The sequence below is a fragment of the Pantoea sp. JKS000250 genome (assembly GCF_003201065.1).
Taxonomy (GTDB): domain Bacteria; phylum Pseudomonadota; class Gammaproteobacteria; order Enterobacterales; family Enterobacteriaceae; genus Pantoea; species Pantoea vagans.
This window is the reverse complement of sequence record NZ_QICZ01000001.1, coordinates 2757376-2775259: the sequence shown is the minus strand read 5'-3', so window position 1 is coordinate 2775259 and position 17884 is coordinate 2757376. Positions and strand designations below refer to the sequence as shown.

The following is a 17884-nucleotide window of genomic DNA, read 5'->3' as shown; positions in this document are numbered from 1 at the left end:
TTATCCTTTATTAGGTTGTTGGCAGGGTTGCACTGTCTGAGAAACGGACAGCCGGATCAGCGGAAAGCAGTTCTACGGCTTTGTCTACATCATTACATTGCAGCGCGAATTTCTTTAGCCAGACGTTTGTACCGGCAACAAGCACAGGGACAGCGGTAGACGATGCAGAAGCATATTCAAGCACGACATAGGCTGATGTAGCACCAGATCCAACAAGTGCGCCAGCGGCAGTAATTACGCTACCTGGCTTAACATCTTGTTTAAGGGCAACATTGATAACACGGCGGCTAAATGCTGTGATTTCGTGCGATACCACGTCTTTAATCGTCAGTGGCGAATTAGTAAAAGCGTTAAGGGCCATCTAAGACACTCCTTATTTTTTTATAGTTTGAATTAATTTATCAACGATAGAATTTTGTTCTTTCGATGGTTTATCTTTGGATTTATTCATTTGCTCAGCAATTTGCTGAACACGTGAGATTGCATCAACCTGTTTATCAGATTTAGTGATAGAGATACTTGCAGAACTTTCGTTAACAGTTTTACTCTTCTTTTCTAAAAGCCTTACCAGGTTATATGCTTCAATCTCTTGCAAGCGTTTCATAACATCTGGATAAGTATCGGCTTTAGATAGTAATTCGCTTGTGATCACGTTCTCTTCTAAGACAGGAATTTTATATTGTCTTGCAAGAATTGTAAGTGTCGAAGCTGTTTCAAAATCATCAAGAAGAAGAGTAACGGGAACTTTACCTAAAAAGGATTGCCTATTATATTCTTTATAATCGCTCATTTATGAATTCCATAAAAAAATAGCCTCTAACAGGAGATTGAAAGAGGCTTAAGCACCAGAGGTGATTTTGTTGTAAAAAATAGATTGTAATCGCCGCCGGACGGCGGCGATTTGAAATAAATAGGGAACTTAGTTCCCTGAATTAAACTAAGGAATTTAACAAGCATTTACTCTTGTTTATGTCTATGGCCTGCCACAGCCTTATAAAGCGCAAGACGGGAACTTTTGGTTAGAAACCAATTATAGGCTGTCTCCAACATATAATTTATTGCGATTCGGGTAATCACTCCCTTTCAAACACAGGCGAACCGCTGCGGCCTGTTGGATATTTGAAATTGCTGAAGATTTCAAAATAATATTGTCTATGGCTCTCCTGAACCTTTGGGAAAGGCGTTAGACGACACCTTAACAACTGCATTAAATTGCATTTTGGACACAACTCCCTTTCCGCATACAGGCACAATGCAAATCACCTGCTGTAGTGGTATGAAAGCTCTCTAACAGACTTACCCTACATAATTAATTATAGCATAATTATTCGATCTTTGCAACGAGTTTCGCGTATTTTTTAGATAAAAAACCGCTTTTATGGCATAATTATTCTGTTTAGTGGATCGCTGTGCCTGCCTGCGGTCGCGTCACGTGCTCCAAAGTTGCAGATATTGCTGCAATAGCTGTGCTGCACTGCAATAGCTCTACAAAGTCGGGAAGATGGTTTTCAGCAAGCCAGGTTCTATCCTCTGGCGATAGCGTGTCATTGAACTTGAAATAACGTTCTTTGACGAAAGCAAAGTTAGATAAGAATGTATCTGTGGAGGTGTAATCACTGTGAATCAGAGATATTACAATATCGCTCACACCATCCCAAAACTGATCAAACTCCTGTTTAATATCTCTCATTCGAATTCTCCTCTTATAATTTTGAATCGGTCTCTGCCGTCTCTTAGCAATCCGTTTACGCTGTACGGGTTAGCGTTCACGCGGTCGATCTCGTGGCGGTCAACTCCGCCAATGATTACACTCTTACCTTTCGGGCTACGTATTCCAGGGAAGCGCAGATCGCCGGATAGATACCCGTCTAAGATGCGTTTCCACTTAGAGACATATTCGCCTGTCGTCTCTGTTGTAACCTGCACCTGTCCCACTTGTTCAGTGCGGCTATTCCCGCCTGTGCCGGTTCCTGATGCGATATTGGGATCGGTGTAGACAAGATACCTTAGACAATCTAAAAGAGCCTTATAGAGCGTTTGCGGTGTGTCTCCGTGGACATCTGCCCACATATCTATTTTGCTGGCTATGACGCTATCCGGTAATTGTGCCTGGCTCGGAAAGTATGCGTAAGCCCGTACCTTTTCGATCTGTTCTATCGTCGCCATATTAGTTTAACTCCGTAAGAATCTTACATCTAATAGCAGGTTGCACTTTCATTTGAAGTTCAAACATCGCATTTATCATTTCTCTACATTCTTTGAATAGTTCAAGTAAATGCATTACCCCGCGCTGAAAGTCTGCTTTATCGAAGCCGTCCAGTGTATTAGACGCAAGAGCATCTTTTGTAAGATAGCTAAGTTCATCTATCAATTGATCAAGAGAATTTAGAATAAGGGTTTTCTTTTTAAAGATTTTCATCCTGATCAATACGCCTAACTCTTGCTCTATAATAGTTAGCCTTTTGAAATACCATTCCTTACTTTTTTCCATTCTCATTATTTTTATTCTCCTGTAAAATGTCGATAATACCGCACACAAGCGCGGCCTCTTCTGGCGGTAGCATAAACTTTCGTGCGATGATGAAAGAACAGCCACAGCGTTCATATTCATCAACGATCTGCCTGTACTGGCGATGTTTACGCAAGCGGGTTAATAGGTTTGTATTGTTATCCATTAAAGCCCCTCACCGCTTGAAGTCATATTTAAAATGTCTACGCTGTACCCTTCAAACATTGGATTTTCAAGACGGTTGTAGATGCACCAAAATCTAAACTCTTCTCTTGATGCGTGTATTAAGTGCCAGCGTTCCGGCGCGTGAATGATAGTTTTCATTACAGGGCGCGGCTTATGGTAAACACCAGGGCAGGAAGAGACGATTTCGGAAATAGTCTTCTGTTCTATTTCTGAAAGCTTCTCGGATTCAGAATAGACTTTTAAGATTTGTAGTTCATTGGATTGTGCGATTCCTTCAGGAAGTTTACTTTCTGGCTTTTTTTTTGCTGGCCTGCCTCGCGGCTTCTTCTCCAGTTTAAAGTTTTTTGCTTTGTTTAGATTGGCTGTTGACGTATAACCCAATATTCCCCCATTATTTGACCGCAAAGCGGTTTAAGCTCGGCTTAACTCACTTCGTGAGCATTGTTATTTGTTGTTAGCGATGCGCTGTAATCTTCTGATTTCCGATTCGGACAAGCCGAAACGCTTTGCGAGCACCGATACAGATAAAGTTTTGCAGCGGCGCAGTTCATTGATTATAAAATCACGTTGTTCAGGACTGATAATAATCCCCCTTAGAATGGTATGTGTTCAGTATAATCGCCCTTCTCATTTTTCCTTTGCGGGTGAAATTGATTACGCATTGCCAGGCTAATTGAAGAGGGTTTTATTTTTGAAGGCGGCGATTCATCCACCCTTTCCCAATCAGCAAGCTCTTCCTCTTCCTCCTCATCTTCTCCGTAATTTTCATCTTCTTCTTCAGGATTATACGGTTTAAAGATAAGGTTAACCTTGCCTGTTGGCTTAGGCACATCATCAGACAGTGAATCGGCTGGCGTATGAATATCATCAGAAGAAGGTAAAGCGGGGTTTGTTTCGGGCTGCTGTGGTTCTTGCGGGGAAGTTTCTTCTTCTCTGCTCCAGATTGTATTAAAGCTAACGATCCCTTTCGCCTCATCTGGCGTAAGAACTAAAGTATAAAGATTGCTATGGAATTTTCCGCCCTTCTTAATCTTCTGATACTTGATCAAGCCAAGTTTAGAAAATTTTTTGATGAATTCCCGGATTGATTTATCTGAAGCGTGAGGAGTTTTACTTTCGATGCTTTTCGTACTTTCAAAAAACTGCTGTCCTTTCAAGCCGTATGATTTAAACTGGTCGATGAAATAGCAGTAAAGATGAACATCAGTAGAACTTAGTTTGAATACTTCGCCTGTTTCAAGATTGGTTATTGTTTCGGTGTGAAACAGGACTGTGTAGTATTTAAGAAAGAATTTGTTTGGTTCCATTCGGGTTTTGTGCATTATGATCTCCATTGGCAGAGTTCGTTGATTTAAAATGTTCGTCTAAAATCTTTGCAGCCAGACGAACAGCGGACACTCCTTGCTTCTTAGCTTCTTCAACAAGGGCATTACGTAATTCTGATTTCAGTTTGAGGTGTAAACCATTTTCAAAAGCCATTACATATTCTCCTCTTCTTTCTTAATTAGTTCTAAAACCTCAAGGTAAAAATCGGCGCGTTTGCGTCCAAGTCTCAAGTTATCAAAATAGCTTCCTTGAATTCGTGCCTTAGTCATCAGTCCATCTTTCCAAAGCTGGAAGACTTCATCAGGCGTTTTGTATTTAGGCCAAGCCATAGGCGTGATCTCCTTTTTATAAAATTGGATTAACTGAAATTCCACGCATTGAGAAAGCGGCGCGGTAGTGTCATTTGTTGGATTTGAGCAGAAATCATCAATAGCCGGGGGAGGCTGAGGAAGGAAGAATAGATTTCTTTATTGCTCTACTACTACTTTACTACATAAGCAGTTTGAAGTCAAGATAAATATTGATCTATTTCAACTGTTTGCTTAAAGTCAAGTACTTTAATCGATTATTACACTTCAAGTCAAGGCATTTGATCAAAACCATACCAAATCAATTTTAAGCCACCTGTAGCACTCTGTGCTGTGTTTTAAGATCAAAGGTAAGCAAACGTATTACCTACCCTCAGAAAACGCCGGAGAATGGCTTAGATTTGGCCCTGTTATCTGTAACTTAGGGTTTAGCTGTAACTCTGGAGAATATCCGGCGCGACCCACTTCTAACCGATCAGCCAGGCGTTAGCGTGCTGGCTGCAATGGACTTACGTCCAGTGTCTGGCGTAGCCAGTGGGAGCACATCAAATCTCAGGTTGAGATGATGGGAGGTGTAACCTATCATCGAAAGCTGGAATAGCATTGTGCCAGGGTAGGACGTGCAATCGTCCGATGTAGCACAATTATCAATGCTCTGTGGGCGACAACGGAGCAGGAGCAAACGATTTATATTACTTCTAAGAACTGTTGTTCAAAGAAAGAACAATCTTGTAATTATATTAATATCTAATTCTTTTTGATCTTATTAAATAATCTTGATCTTATTACACGGTAAAATTTACCGGTGGTGAGTTGGTAAAAATTACCGTTGGTGCGTGGTAAAATCTACCGTAGGCATTAATCACCATCGGCAAAATCTACCGACGGTAAAATTTACCTATGGTAAACCTTAGCTTTACTGTTCAGCACTTCTTACAATGACAAATTTTTGAGATTGTCTTCTAATCGTACAATTTCTTGATCAATATTGGCAAACCCATTAGCAATAGATTCTCTTACTTCTCCATCAATGGCTTTAATACCTTGAGCGTAATCGATCATCACTTCCTGCTTTGCAGCATACAATCGCTGGTAGTAATCGGCATTATTATTTTTGTCAGCCATCCCTAACAATATTTTCTCATGCTCAACAATTAGTTGATTATTACCCTTGAAGGACTGGATTAAGGAGCGAGCATATGTATAGATGTTGATGATTGAATCTCTTGGCTCATCATTCAACTTGGCAATAAACTTTGCATTTTGCTCGTAGAACGTGAAGTTATCATCACCAATAGGAAATCCTAAAAGCAGCATATTACCAGGACGTATATTCTCGATGTGAACTTTCATACGCTTGTCATACAGGACAAGAAGAGTAGAAATCTCACCTTTGATTCCTTTTAATACCGACAACTGAAGTTCTAAAGAATCTCTTTCTGCTTCTTTTCTGGTAATTGTTGCTTCCCGATCTACTCCTTTCAATGTAAACCAGCCACCAATAACAGCACCAATTAACGCTGTAATAAATGAGGACAGCCATTCAGGAATACTATGTAAAAAACTACTTAATTCCCCTAAAAATCCCATAATATTATCCCTTAATTATCGTGGTTAAGATGGGTTCCAGAATGCCATATGTTAGTTCCAAAGTCCCAAAGTTAACTTTCATTTGTTAGCCTAACTTTGACAAAACCAGACGCAGCAAGCCTTGCAGCGTGATCGGTAGATGATTGTCACAATTCAACAATTCTAAATGTTGCTAAGCAACCCCCTTATTCTCTCCCTGTTGATGTGCGTGAATCTCGAAAATCGCCGGATTTTGACGATTTCGAATGGCAGATCTGCCTATAGTTTGATAGTCACTACATGTTATTACATTGTGTCTCGGTGGACGCCTCCGGCCTGCCTGCCTTCACCTTCTAACTAACACAAGTAGAAAGAGTAAGTTTCTAAGCTATTGATTTATTGGCGGTCACACCTTAATGGACGTTTGTTAACTGTATTCAGGGAGTTTTATTCACGTTTTATTCAGTTTCTACGCGCCGCTGGCGCTCGATCAGCCCTGATATTTTGCAGAAACCGAATGCGACTCATTCTCACCTGTCGCAGCGGTCAAGCAGCAGTACGATTGAGCGGGGTAAAAGTAGGAGCAAGGGAGGTGCAGCCGATGCAGGCTAACGCCCCGTAAGGGGAGCTACCTTAGAATTTTTTTTAGTGGGATGAGGTTGGCGGGGTTGGTGAGGTTGATCCGTAGCCGTCCACAGTGAACGCTTTACAGATTTTTTGTGTAACACATTGATTTAAATGATATTTATTGTGCGATGAATGCAGGAGGGGTACACCCCTTTGCAGATCTGCCCACGGCGGGGGGTAGGTTTTATTCAGATTTAATAAGGTTTTAATCGACTTTATTAGATAGAAAATGCTTGTAAATGATCAGGTTATGATCAAAGATACATTTCTAAGCAACAAATAGAGGATTGAAAACATGAAACGAGTACAGCCAGTAAGGGAGAAAGAACAGATTGCTGATGTTGAAGCTCTGCTAAGGAAGCACAACAGCAATCCTATCTATGGTGATCTGTGGGTGTTCCTGAACCAGACGGCGGCGCGTATCGGTGACGCGCTAAAGTTGAAGTACAGCGACTTTGATCGGATTGATGGAAATATTCTGAACCTGAAAGAAGAGAAAACCGGCAAGACGCGTTCTCTGATGTTGACGCCTAAAGCTCTGCAACTGGTAGCACAGCGCCGTGCGGCTAACCCGTCTCACGTGTTCTTGTTCGAGGTTGATAGCAACAGGGCGAAGGGTAAAGCGATCAGCCGTGTCACCGTGTCCACAAAGTTCAAGGAAGCTGGCGAACGTCTTGATCTGCATATCGCGGCGCACACACCACGTAAAAACATGGGATTCCACGCGCTGCAACGCGGGGTAAGTCTGCCAACTTTGACAAAGCTTTACGGGCATAGCTCGCAGGCCGTTACCCTGGCCTACTGTGGGATCATGGATAAAGACATTGAAGATGTTTATACCGGAATCGACTACTAACATAGGAATGAAAATGAAGAGACTAGCATCCGCCCTTCTATTGTGCCTGGCAGCGGTGAAGGTTTCAGCCGTGCCGATTACATTGATACTGTCTGATGAAGTGGAGGTGTCAGATGGGAAGATTTGCGTCTATGAGAATGCCCAGCGGAGTGAATCTGTGAAGGTGGCAAAGTCTGCGCCCTGCCACCATACCAAAACGTTTGATACTGACAATTGATTTAATACTTCTCATAGTTCATTAAGTCTCTAAGGTAGCGTAACTCACTTGAAAAACTTCTGGCTTCCCTTATGTCGCTCGCCATTTGGATGATCGCAGACTCAGCTGTTTCATCTTCAAATACCTTTTCAGTAAGTCTGACAAGTCTCAATAAGGTCCAAGCAGACAGGATTGCTAAATCGAGTAATGGCTCTTCAATGTAGGCATCTCCTGAACTTTTGTTTCTTTTCTCTCCGTGCCATGCAGGGTTTCTTAAAAATGACGGTGTATCACCAATTGGTAAAAGATAGCCATGTATCAGGCTATTTCTATAATTTGAGAGATCCAAAGCTGTTAGAGATGCTTCTTTTAAAACAGCATTACACTCTTCAGTAAGTTTATGATTTCCTTCGCCTAAACATTCAAACCATTTATCAGAAGCTAACTTTTCAGTGAAGGGTCTGATCCCTTTTACATCAACTTCTTTCAAAGTCCATAACGCTCGTTCTAAAGTAGTTTCAAACTGTCCGTAGCAGACAACAAAAGCTCCTATCTTCATCAATCTATCTGGAGTAAGGGACAATGCTATGAAGCGGCTGATGACTTTAAAGGCTTCTTCTTCATAGTTTTTAACCATCATCTTATCCTTTGATTTTCGTTAAAGCTTACCTTACTCACCTGATTTGTATAAGTTTACAGCGAATCAAATTTTAGACAATAGTAGCCATAAAGCCCCGTTGGTGGTACTAACAACAAGCGGAGCGTAGCGACTTCATCAAATGTCCAGAGTGATCACACCTTATCAGGATAACCGTGTACCCTTGCGGGAGCGTGGCTGAATCGCTGGTAGAGCCTGCATTTCGTGTGCAGGTACGTTTACCACCATAAACCTGTTTAGGGGCTGTACTACGCCTCACATCGGGCTTAAATGCGTGTGATCAAACTGTTTTGGGATGATTTAGAGACGTGGGCTGCGTCATAGCTTTCAAGTTGAAAACTGTACGTGTTTGAAGCTTGGAACTACACGCCGCTATGAGATAGTATTCCCTGATCTGCCACTACTAACTACAGCGGCAATTTCTGGTGAGAATTTAGATCATTTCTTACATGCAAAAGAGATAGATTTCTGTGTCTAACTCATTGAAAAGTAAGAAAAGAAGGTACTGAATGCCGAAGGCCGGAATCGAACCGGCACGCCTCGCGGCGGTTGATTTTGAATCAACTGCGTCTACCGATTTCGCCACTTCGGCACTGAAGGGTATGCGGAAAACGTTGAGGATTATACCGTTACCCCCTGTTTCCGCAACCCTTATCCGCAGGTGAAGGTGCAACTGCTGAAAAAAACGTCTTTATGGCTTTCAGGTTCACCTGCTTAACCCGAAACAGCCTTCACATCCGTCACCAGCGTCGGCAGATCCCAGGTGCCGCCCGCATGGATATACCGGCACATACCGGTCCCGCCATCATAGCTTTTACGGAAGGCTTTGCCGTCCCATACCCAGCTTTCCTGGCTCATGCAGTCGCCGATGCCCCGGCCTTTCTGCACGCTGGTAATCTCGCCCTTGTCGTAATCTGATCCGGAAATGGTCACCAGCTCAGGTTTCCCTTTCAGCTGGTTATCAATGACCCAGTAGCCATATCCTTCGTTATAAGCGGCTCGCCAGCAGAGCGCCGAAAGCAAAAAGTGGCTGTCATCGAGTGGCGTAAGCGTGAGTCCGTCGGTTTCCGGATCACTGTTTTCTGCAGGTGAATAGAGACTGTCGCACGTGTCATCATCATTATGATTGACCGTTGCAAGCAGTCGGATTTTAAGCGCGTCGCTTTCCGCAGCGGTCAGCAAACGTGGTTCGCCGCCAAGGGTTTTAGCTGTCTGAATAACCGGTGCGGGCACAGCTTTAACCACGCTCCTTTCCGGCTTATTGCCCTTTTTGGTGAGCGCACCTGGCGTGCCGATACGGCCCTGCACGTCGTCCGCTTTCAGCAGCACGGCATACGCGCCTTCGCCGGAAAGCTGGAATGGCTTGGTACCGCCTTTGAACTCGACTTTACCGCTGCCTTTCACGGCGCTGATTACCGCAGAGGTCTGACTGGCCGACATTCGCCAGTTGTCATCAGCCGCCACCAGATCGCCAGCGGATTTCCCATCGATCCACAGCGTCAGCTTTTCCGCCGGTTCACTGTCATCTTCGGTGTCGCCCAGCGTCACTTCGCCCACTGTCTCCGTTCCCGGTCCAGCGGCACGGGTGAGCAGAATAGAGCCGGACGGATCCTCTTCTTTGGCATAGCCCGCAATGCGGCAGGTCAGGGTGTTATCACAAACAACTTCCCAGTCTTTGTGCTCAAGCGTTTTTCCGTTCTGGGCGGCCTGAGCCGACAGGGAGAGCGCCGCCAGCACGAAAAGCATCGGTTTACAGTTCACTTTAATCCCTTATGTTTTATTTCTGATATCAGCACAGGCATCACTCTTACACCACGGATGGGATTAAACCAACAGCTGGTGTTATTTGATGGCATTGATCAACACTAGCATCTGCGCTTCTGAAAATACCAGTGATTAGCCTTTCACGTCGCATCGCCTGCGGGCTCGCCATTTTGCCACAGCGTAATTTTTATCGGCTTTTCGATTTCGCTCTATTGCGACGGCATAATTTTGCCAGAACTCCCACTCTCCGCGCCCGCCGCAGGCTTCAGCAGCACACCGCAAACATTCTATTATGTGCTCTGGCCACCGATACAGTAGAAGAAGGTATTATCGCAGACCACTGATCATGCCTTGTGATAAAAAGGTATGCCACTTTTTCCTGAGCGAAAGCCGGAGCGGTAGAAATAATCAGTCCAAAAAAAATTTATAAAGACAATGCTCTTAGTTATTAACAGGCTGCGTTGTTATAATCCCATTTAATTGTTAGGCCTTCCGATTGACAGGCGCATAGCCCGTTAATGCTGAACTAACATTCCTATTAAAATCAAAGAGTATCCACCCGTTTTCTCTCGATCCTTATGAGTGGATCCTTTACACTGCTGATATATAAATTTTCCTTGTCATTAGGCGTTCATATCGCTGATGGACCTATACACTTCCTCAGGGACGGTTAAAGTGGATACGCAACAAGCATTACGCATTCTTAGCAGCTGGCATCTTATTGAATTCTTTCAAACCTATAACGTTGAGGAAGAAGAAAACAGCATTCAGATCACCGCATCAGAGCTGGAAAGCTGTAGCGATGCTTTATTGCCGTGGCTGAATGAATCCCAACGCCAAAGGGCCGGAATTAAAAATGCCGATGTACGTTATATTCTTCATCTGGGATTGTTCCCTAAAAATGAGGCCGAGCTATTAAGCGAAAAGCTGTTTGGTAATGAGGCATCTCCACTCGCCAGCTACGAGCAGGAACAGCGACTGGATACGGAAGGTATGACCTGCTTCGCAAAACTGATTGTTGATAAAGAAGGGACGCCTGATTTTAAAGGCCTTTCAGTCAGCACCTTGCCATGGGCGCTTGGGCAGCTTTCGCAGGGGTCTGCAGCTAAACTCTCCCTTGAGGCTTTCCGCAGCAGGAATACGCTGTTAACTGAGCAGTTGAACCGGCTTACTCTTTTGTTACCGGTTCATCCACAGTCCGGTAAATCTTATCTGAACGCCGCTGCCCTGACAGGGCTTTTGCAGATTTTATGCCAGTGGGCACAATATTCTCCCTCTTCACCTTTTACATTGCAGCTTGACTGGTATCCCCTGAAAACCGCTCCCTCGGCAGAGAATGGTTTACCGCATCTGAAGCAGGAAAAAAACGAACAGAATCAAAGCAAGCAAAATGAGCTGACAGTCATCGCAGAGGCAGAAGAAGACCAGGAAAGTAGCGCTGAAGTCCTGCCTATACTCAACAGTTTTTTTCTGGAAGATTTAGAACGGGCTATGCTGGCCTTGGCTCAGGATGAAGGCGGCAAAGCGCTACATCAATATCTTTCAATTCGCCAGAATCGTCACAGCGATCTTTATTCCCCTAAAGGACTGGAAACGATTGTTCGCCATCTGGCGCCGCAGCATACACCGCATGGTCGCTGGCCGTCCGATCCCCGCTTCAGCCTGTCGCTAATGCAGCAGTTTTCCATCAATACCGTCATTCAGGAGTTAGACGAAGGAGGATTGCTCTCGGTAAACGGCCCTCCGGGAACAGGGAAAACTACCATGCTGCGTGACCTGATGGCGCACAATGTGGTTGAACGCGCCAAAGTCCTGACGTCTTTAAAACAGGCAACCGATGCCTTTAACGAAGACGGATTTTTGATCAAAAGCCTGACCGGTTTTGAAATGGTGGTAGCTTCTTCTAATAATGCAGCAGTAGAAAATATCTCTCGTGAATTGCCCCAGCGCAAATCTCTGGCAGAAGAGTTCTGCAAAACGGACTATTTGCGTGCAGTCGCTAATCAGTTTAGCGCACGTGAAAACAAAAAGGGTCAGCTCCTTCCCCTGGCGGAAGAGGAGCAGTGCTGGGGATTAATTGCTGCGACTATGGGCAATAAAAAGAACCGGACTAAATTCGTCAATCGGTTCTTTTTTACTATGCATTTTAAAAAAAATAGCGCCGAAGAAGCCGATCGCCCAGATGAGTTTAATTTTCTCAATTACTGGCGCTGGTGTAAAACGGCCGCGCCACTTTCCTTCTCGCAGGCAAAAGAAAAATTTAACGCAGCGCTTGCAGAAGTGGAACAGTCGCAGCAGAAACTACAGCAACTGGATGAACTGACCACCTGGCTGGCGAAATACAACGATGGAAAAATAATTAATGCTCTGGAAATAAAACATCAGGAGGCGGTGTCATATCGTAACCAGGCAGAAAGTAAGCAGAGGCTGCTTCAGCAATCCGCCAATCTTCTGGAAGAGAAGGTCAGCATCCTGCATGAAGAATACCAGGCATTACAGCAGCGTAAACCCGGCTGGCTTCAGCGTTTATTCAATCGAAAACACTATCAGAGCTTTCTTCAGCAACTGGACTCAAAAAATTGTGAGCTGATTAACGAGCGCAAAAAAAGACTGACTGCATGCGAGCAACTCAGCGTGGCAGAAAATCATTTGTCTCAATGCATTGATAATGAAAATGCCACGAAGCAAACCTGGACAGACGCCAAAACAGCACTGCATGACGCTAATCTGCATCTTTCGAAGCTTAAGCAAGAACTCCCCGGCATCGTTATCCCTGGGCCAGAACACAGCATTCAGGACGCTGATACACAGCGCTATGCTTTCTGGCAGAACGAAACCATCAACCGCCAGCGATCTTTATTATTTATTGCGGCAATGGAACTACATCAGGCCTGGCTGGCAGAAGTCTCCAGAAATGGTAACTTCCGCAAAAAACTTTTTAAAATGGGTGCCTTTTTGAGTGCTCCCGGCTCTGAAGCCAATACTTTGGGCATGTGGCAGCTTCTGTTTATGATAGTGCCCGTTGTTTCAACCACCTTTGCTTCGCTGGGGCGGATGTTCAGTGGTGTATCGGAAGCGCAATTGGGTTGGCTGATGATAGATGAAGCGGGTCAGGCGCTGCCACAGGCGGCGGTCGGCGCACTATGGCGTGCCAGACGTGTACTGGTGGTGGGCGATCCTTTACAGATTGAGCCGGTATTTGTCACTTCACCACGTCTGACCAGGTATCTGACAGAGGCAGTATTAGCTGATGATGCAGAAGAGTGGACTCCTGCTAAATGGTCGGTACAACAGATTGCCGATCGCGCTAATCCGTATGGTTGTACGTTGACGGTGATGAATAAACCAGTGTGGGTGGGTATTCCTTTATGGGTACATCGTCGCTGTATCGAACCTATGTTCAGCATCGCGAACCAGATAGCTTACGATAACCGTATGATCCATGGGCTGAATGATCAGGCTATAGTCAGCCAGCCGCTAAAAAAGGGCCTGAGCAACTGCTGGTACTCGTCGGAAGGAGAGTGTATTCGTAAGCAATACAAATCCGAACTGGCTCGCGATACTGCAACCCTGCTCCTCAGGCTTTCTGATGCTGGCTATAAGCTTGCCGATATCTATGTCATCACGCCATTTAAAGCGGTTCGGGCAGGACTTATTGATGCTCTGCAGCGACCAGATGTCGTGGACAAACTGACCATGAAAACGGGGATGTTAAGAACCGAACTGAAGGCATGGCGTGGGAAAAATGTGGGAACCGTACATACTTTTCAGGGCAAGGAAAATGACATTGTCATTCTTGTACTGGGCTGCGACGCTGCTCATCAGGGTGGAGCAGACTGGGCGGCCAGTAAACCCAATCTGCTGAACGTTGCACTCACCCGTGCAAAGAACAATATTTTTGTGATTGGTGACAGTAACGTATGGGCTGATAAAGCAGGATTTGATGTTGTGGCACAGGCGCTTCCTGCCAAATCGCTTATTTAATTAGTGCTCTGATGTATAGGGCTATACGGACCGAACCGGGCCAAAATAAGCTGTTTCCGCGATTAAAAGGCGCGCTCTGAAAGCAGAGCGCATCTTATTAACACTTCCTGCCTAAGCACCTGCGCTAGCCTCTTCTGAACAACCCGTTCCGGCACCCTGATTTTGCCCTCTGTCAGTATTCCAACGGCTTCCGGCTTCCAACAGCAGCAAAGCCTGTAAAGAACGCTCCGCCGCCCCTCCCGACCTTCACGGTTTACATTTACCTGCATTTGTTATGTGATCCTGTTACGTGAATTCTTCGAGCCGTCTCGCAAAACAGGATCCTGAATGCGCTTTTACCAGGCCGATCCCCGCCTTGAAAACTACTGGCGCGGCGTTATTCTTTTTGGCAAAAACGTCGCGTCCTATAAATTTGCTCTTGCCCATGCGCTGTATGATCTGAAGCAGCCGGACAATGATTTGATTACGCTGGATGAGCTGGCCGTGCCCTTTGTGCGGCATTTATGCACCCATCTGCGTCATGCGCCGAAGCAGATCACCAGCAAAAGCAGCGAGTTTCTGGAGGCATGCAGACAATTCAACGCAGGCGAAATCAACGAAGAACAGTTGATCACTATTACCGTTAAGCGCGGTTTTGCTAACGTCATTGATGCTTTTCATAATGTGAATCACGCTGAGATCGACAAACGCTTTTTCCTGGATGAACGGCGAAGCCATAAAGGCATCCGGCTTACAGACAACTTTTATCAGCTGACGGAAACCGAACAGTTCGCCAGTCTGGAAGCGGAAACGGATGCCAGATGGCGGCTGGTTGAAGAAGCCTGGGCGATGAACGTTTCACGCAACCTGATTGCGGTTGATTATGACGATAATGACAAGATGCTTTTCAGCCGTCAGAGCGGTCGCCGCATCAACATTACCAGCTGTCGCAGCAGCCTGAACGGCTACCAGAAAGGCCTGTGCTTTTACTGCTTCCGTACCATTGGCGTGACGGGCGGCGAGGAGAATCTGGCTGATGTCGATCACTTCCTGCCGCTGATGCTCAGCGAGCAAATCGGCAACCTCAACGGTGTCTGGAATCTGGTGCTGGCCTGCCAAACCTGTAATCGCGGCGCTCAGGGTAAGTTTGCACGCATCCCCTCAATAGCGCTGCTGCAGCGGCTGCATGACCGAAACGAATACTTTATTAACAGCCATCTGCCGTTGCGGGAAACGTTACTTCGCCAGACCGGCGCAACGCCGATGCTGCGACATAGCTTCCTGCAAAACAGCTGGGATACGGCAAAGTTTGCCCTGCTCCACGAATGGCAGCCAGCGGCACAGGGAGGCAGTCTGTTTTGAGCAACGAAGATTATTACCGGCAGAACGCTCAGCGGTTTTTTACCGATACGGCAAGCGTGGATATGTCTGCGCTTTATCCGCCTTTCGTTAACTGCCTGCCGCCGGGCGCACGCATTCTGGATGCGGGCTGTGGTTCAGGCCGTGACGTCAAAGCCTTTAGTGAAATGGGCTTTGACGTCGAAGCCTTTGATGCATCGGTGGAGCTGGTGGAGCTGGCTCGCCAGTTATCCGGAAAGCCTGTAGCGCAGATGCGCTTTCAGGATGTGGATATGGTTGAAAGATATGATGGTATCTGGTGCTGCGCCTCGCTGCTGCATGTTTCCGAAGCTGAACTACCCGGCGTCATGACCAAACTGGCAATGGCGCTGAAGCATGGCGGCGTAGGGTATCTCTCTTTCAAACATGGACGCGGCGAACGTGAAAAGGACGGGCGCAGATTTACGGATATGGATGCGGCTGGGTTACAGAAACGGGTCGAGGGGGTTAATAGTGTCGGTGGTGGCATTCTGGCTAAAAATAAGATGGGGATAAAAAAAGAGGCTGGCTCTGAGGACATAACGGTAAAGAGATTTGCTCTTGAAATAGATAAAATCTGGCAGACCGGCGATGTTCGTATCGGACGCGGCGACGAAGTGTGGCTGAATGCGATTATCAGGAAAGTTTAATCTTCTAGCTGCCCTGTAAAAGGCCCTGGCTCTTTCTTGCATATCACATGCTCAGCATCAGACATTATCAGTGCCCATCAGCGCCTGTTGTTGTCAGGATGAGCGCCTCAATGCGTATGGTCATGATGCATCTTGTTTTCGACCTTATCTTTCACTTCGCCAGCTTTATCCTTCACTTTCTCAGTCAGCCTTTCTTTGTGGTCGCGGTTATACGCGCCGGGTGCACGTTGAAACTTCAAGGAGAGTTTTTTTACATAAAATCTTAAACAGCTGTCATTTTGGCGCGGTCAGGCCCCTCAAAAGATTGCCATCACAGTTACAATATTTTAATGTTAATTCATCAATGGACACGGTTTCCGAGGAAAAGCAATGGACGCAACAATGCTCGCCAGTTCAGTCTTATCGGGCGTAGTTTCAGTACCGATGGATTTTTATCTGGGACTGGAGCGAACCTTTCAGGATTTAAACCTTTCTGATGGTGGCAGGCGCATCCAGTCACGCAATATGCATGACGACGTCCGCGTTGGCCGGGCTGTCTATCAGGCCTTCAGGGACAGAAATAAAATAGCGAAAATCGTTAATATCATCATTGATGATTCGCTGCAGTTCCTTCCCGAACCTGTACTGCGTAAGGTTTATGACAAGCTCATAGGCAACGCAACGTCAATGACCAGCCGGACGGCTACGCAACTTACATTGTCTTCTTACCTGGGATCAAAGGTCATCAGTGGTGTCATGCTGTCATTCATTTCCCGCGTGGCACTCCGTGGACTGACCGGTGGCCTGACTGGCGGCGTCATCGCTCAGGGCGTAATTTCCCGCGCCTGTGAAGCCTCCAGACGACTTCAGATGCAAAACCCTGAACTGTGGCGAAAACTGCGGATTAACGACTACGACATGCTCTATTTCATGTTCGAAGAACCCCTGCAGAACTTCATCAAAATGGGTGAAATGTTACGTAAAAACCCCTCAGCCTCCAGAGAATTTATTAATGCTATCGAAACTTATTAGACTTCTTCGTAAGCTCATCGCCGAAGTGTCTGGCGGTCTGGTATTAATGGCTATGGTGGTGGGCATTTTTTTGGCAGCCACACTGAATGAGGGTGCCATGCGCATCATTGCTCCGCTGCTCGTTCTTGTTGTGGGCCTGGTTGTTTACGGCCTGACCTGGCTGATAGCTGAAAAGCCAGACCGCCGTTAACCCTGTGCTGACTAAAGCCCTGACAACAAGCGTAAGTCGTCATGAGTTCAGACCAGATATCTAACGAACACGCTATCCTTGCCGTCTGCGGAATAGATCAGTCAGGAGGTGGATATGGCGATATTCGCAAAGCATGATAATAAAAAATCTTTCAGCCTTAACTCAACCGCGGCATTAAATTCATTGGCACCCCTATTATTCCATTAAAAATAAAAGAAAAAAGGACGACTCGGTAAATATAACCTCAAAGATAAACACCATACAACCCGAGGAGGCCGCTTATAAAATTTGCCACAAGCAAAGCGGAACTTGCTTATTACTGACTTAAAAAATCACTTCACAAAAAAATAATAACCAAAAGCATCTGAATATTTCATCACTTTTATTACAAAAGATTCCCAGAGCGCTATTTAATGAAGAAAGTCAGGAACGTTCTGCTCCTCAGTCTTTTTTAAGAACACTGAATAAGTACATACCGAGGTTGAGATGGAACAAGCACAATGCAGTGCGTAGAAATGGGGACTGGTGGCACGTCTGGTAGCAGGCAGTGCATCAGCGGTAAGCTGGCAGGATCAGCTGAGCAATACAGCGTCGCTGCTCAGCCAGTCAAATAAAGACAGCACCACCTTAACAAGCCTCAACCTTAACCCCTCACCTCCCCCACAACGCAAAAGAGCCAACCTCGCGGTTGGCT

Annotated in this window: 19 protein-coding genes and 1 tRNA gene; 6 read left to right on the top strand and 14 right to left on the bottom strand. The window is 45.6% G+C overall.

What is annotated here, in order from left to right:
- Window positions 1-10 precede the first annotated feature (10 nt).
- The 11 genes from BY447_RS13150 to BY447_RS23495 all read right to left on the bottom strand — a co-directional run bounded on the left by BY447_RS13150 (window position 11) and on the right by BY447_RS23495 (window position 5919).
- Window positions 11-361, bottom strand: a complete 351-nt coding sequence (locus BY447_RS13150) for a hypothetical protein (protein ID WP_110331286.1) — start codon at window positions 359-361, stop codon at window positions 11-13.
- A gap of 12 nt (window positions 362-373) precedes the next feature.
- Entirely contained in the window at window positions 374-790 is a 417-nt protein-coding gene (locus BY447_RS13145; protein ID WP_110331285.1) for a hypothetical protein, read from the bottom strand.
- A 606-nt stretch (window positions 791-1396) separates the two neighbouring features.
- A complete protein-coding gene (locus tag BY447_RS13140; RefSeq protein ID WP_110331284.1) occupies window positions 1397-1690 on the bottom strand; it encodes a hypothetical protein in 294 nt (97 codons plus the stop codon).
- Window positions 1687-2166, bottom strand: a complete 480-nt coding sequence (locus BY447_RS13135; RefSeq protein ID WP_110331283.1) for a hypothetical protein — start codon at window positions 2164-2166, stop codon at window positions 1687-1689. The genes BY447_RS13140 and BY447_RS13135 overlap by 4 nt, the downstream gene beginning before the upstream one ends.
- 1 nt (window position 2167) lies before the next feature.
- Window positions 2168-2497: a hypothetical protein gene (locus tag BY447_RS13130; protein ID WP_146210995.1), complete on the bottom strand. Its 330-nt coding sequence runs from the start codon at window positions 2495-2497 to the stop codon at window positions 2168-2170.
- Complete coding sequence (locus BY447_RS13125) at window positions 2478-2675, bottom strand: hypothetical protein (RefSeq protein WP_110331281.1); 198 nt, start codon at window positions 2673-2675, stop codon at window positions 2478-2480. Before BY447_RS13125 ends, BY447_RS13130 begins: the two co-directional genes overlap by 20 nt.
- Window positions 2675-3076 (bottom strand): hypothetical protein, encoded by a 402-nt coding sequence (locus tag BY447_RS13120; RefSeq protein WP_110331280.1) that lies wholly within the window; start codon window positions 3074-3076, stop codon window positions 2675-2677. The genes BY447_RS13125 and BY447_RS13120 overlap by 1 nt, the downstream gene beginning before the upstream one ends.
- A gap of 212 nt (window positions 3077-3288) precedes the next feature.
- On the bottom strand, window positions 3289-4017 hold the full coding sequence (locus tag BY447_RS13115) for a DUF6945 domain-containing protein (RefSeq protein ID WP_110331279.1): 729 nt from the start codon (window positions 4015-4017) through the stop codon (window positions 3289-3291).
- Window positions 3977-4174: a hypothetical protein gene (locus BY447_RS23190; protein WP_146210994.1), complete on the bottom strand. Its 198-nt coding sequence runs from the start codon at window positions 4172-4174 to the stop codon at window positions 3977-3979. Before BY447_RS23190 ends, BY447_RS13115 begins: the two co-directional genes overlap by 41 nt.
- Window positions 4174-4350, bottom strand: a complete 177-nt coding sequence (locus BY447_RS23245; RefSeq protein ID WP_158280076.1) for a hypothetical protein — start codon at window positions 4348-4350, stop codon at window positions 4174-4176. The genes BY447_RS23190 and BY447_RS23245 overlap by 1 nt, the downstream gene beginning before the upstream one ends.
- 912 nt (window positions 4351-5262) lie before the next feature.
- Window positions 5263-5919 carry a hypothetical protein gene (locus tag BY447_RS23495; RefSeq protein ID WP_110331278.1) on the bottom strand — a complete coding sequence of 219 codons (657 nt, stop codon included), beginning with the start codon at window positions 5917-5919 and terminating at the stop codon, window positions 5263-5265.
- A gap of 901 nt (window positions 5920-6820) precedes the next feature.
- Here BY447_RS23495 and BY447_RS13105 point away from each other — a divergent pair.
- Entirely contained in the window at window positions 6821-7381 is a 561-nt protein-coding gene (locus BY447_RS13105) for a tyrosine-type recombinase/integrase (RefSeq protein ID WP_110331277.1), read from the top strand.
- Window positions 7382-7599: 218 nt separating this feature from the next.
- Here the strand turns inward: BY447_RS13105 and BY447_RS13095 are convergent, their stop codons facing one another.
- The 3 genes from BY447_RS13095 to BY447_RS13085 all read right to left on the bottom strand — a co-directional run bounded on the left by BY447_RS13095 (window position 7600) and on the right by BY447_RS13085 (window position 9981).
- On the bottom strand, window positions 7600-8217 hold the full coding sequence (locus BY447_RS13095) for a hypothetical protein (RefSeq protein WP_199226930.1): 618 nt from the start codon (window positions 8215-8217) through the stop codon (window positions 7600-7602).
- A 528-nt stretch (window positions 8218-8745) separates the two neighbouring features.
- Window positions 8746-8827 (bottom strand) — tRNA-Leu (locus BY447_RS13090).
- A 122-nt stretch (window positions 8828-8949) separates the two neighbouring features.
- A complete protein-coding gene (locus BY447_RS13085; protein ID WP_110331274.1) occupies window positions 8950-9981 on the bottom strand; it encodes a DUF1176 domain-containing protein in 1032 nt (343 codons plus the stop codon).
- A gap of 693 nt (window positions 9982-10674) precedes the next feature.
- Here BY447_RS13085 and BY447_RS13080 point away from each other — a divergent pair.
- The 5 genes from BY447_RS13080 to BY447_RS13050 all read left to right on the top strand — a co-directional run bounded on the left by BY447_RS13080 (window position 10675) and on the right by BY447_RS13050 (window position 17190).
- Window positions 10675-13983, top strand: coding sequence for a DEAD/DEAH box helicase (locus BY447_RS13080; RefSeq protein ID WP_158280075.1), 3309 nt, complete (start codon window positions 10675-10677; stop codon window positions 13981-13983).
- Between the two features lie 327 nt (window positions 13984-14310).
- The gene (locus BY447_RS13070; RefSeq protein WP_110331271.1) at window positions 14311-15324 is read left to right on the top strand and encodes an HNH endonuclease domain-containing protein; all 1014 of its coding nucleotides are present in this window, start codon (window positions 14311-14313) and stop codon (window positions 15322-15324) included.
- The gene (locus tag BY447_RS13065) at window positions 15321-15989 is read left to right on the top strand and encodes a class I SAM-dependent methyltransferase (protein ID WP_110331270.1); all 669 of its coding nucleotides are present in this window, start codon (window positions 15321-15323) and stop codon (window positions 15987-15989) included. Before BY447_RS13070 ends, BY447_RS13065 begins: the two co-directional genes overlap by 4 nt.
- A 423-nt stretch (window positions 15990-16412) precedes the next feature.
- Entirely contained in the window at window positions 16413-17000 is a 588-nt protein-coding gene (locus BY447_RS13055) for a hypothetical protein (protein ID WP_323859489.1), read from the top strand.
- A complete protein-coding gene (locus BY447_RS13050; protein ID WP_029519648.1) occupies window positions 16981-17190 on the top strand; it encodes a hypothetical protein in 210 nt (69 codons plus the stop codon). Before BY447_RS13055 ends, BY447_RS13050 begins: the two co-directional genes overlap by 20 nt.
- The last annotated feature ends 694 nt before the right edge of the window (window positions 17191-17884 follow it).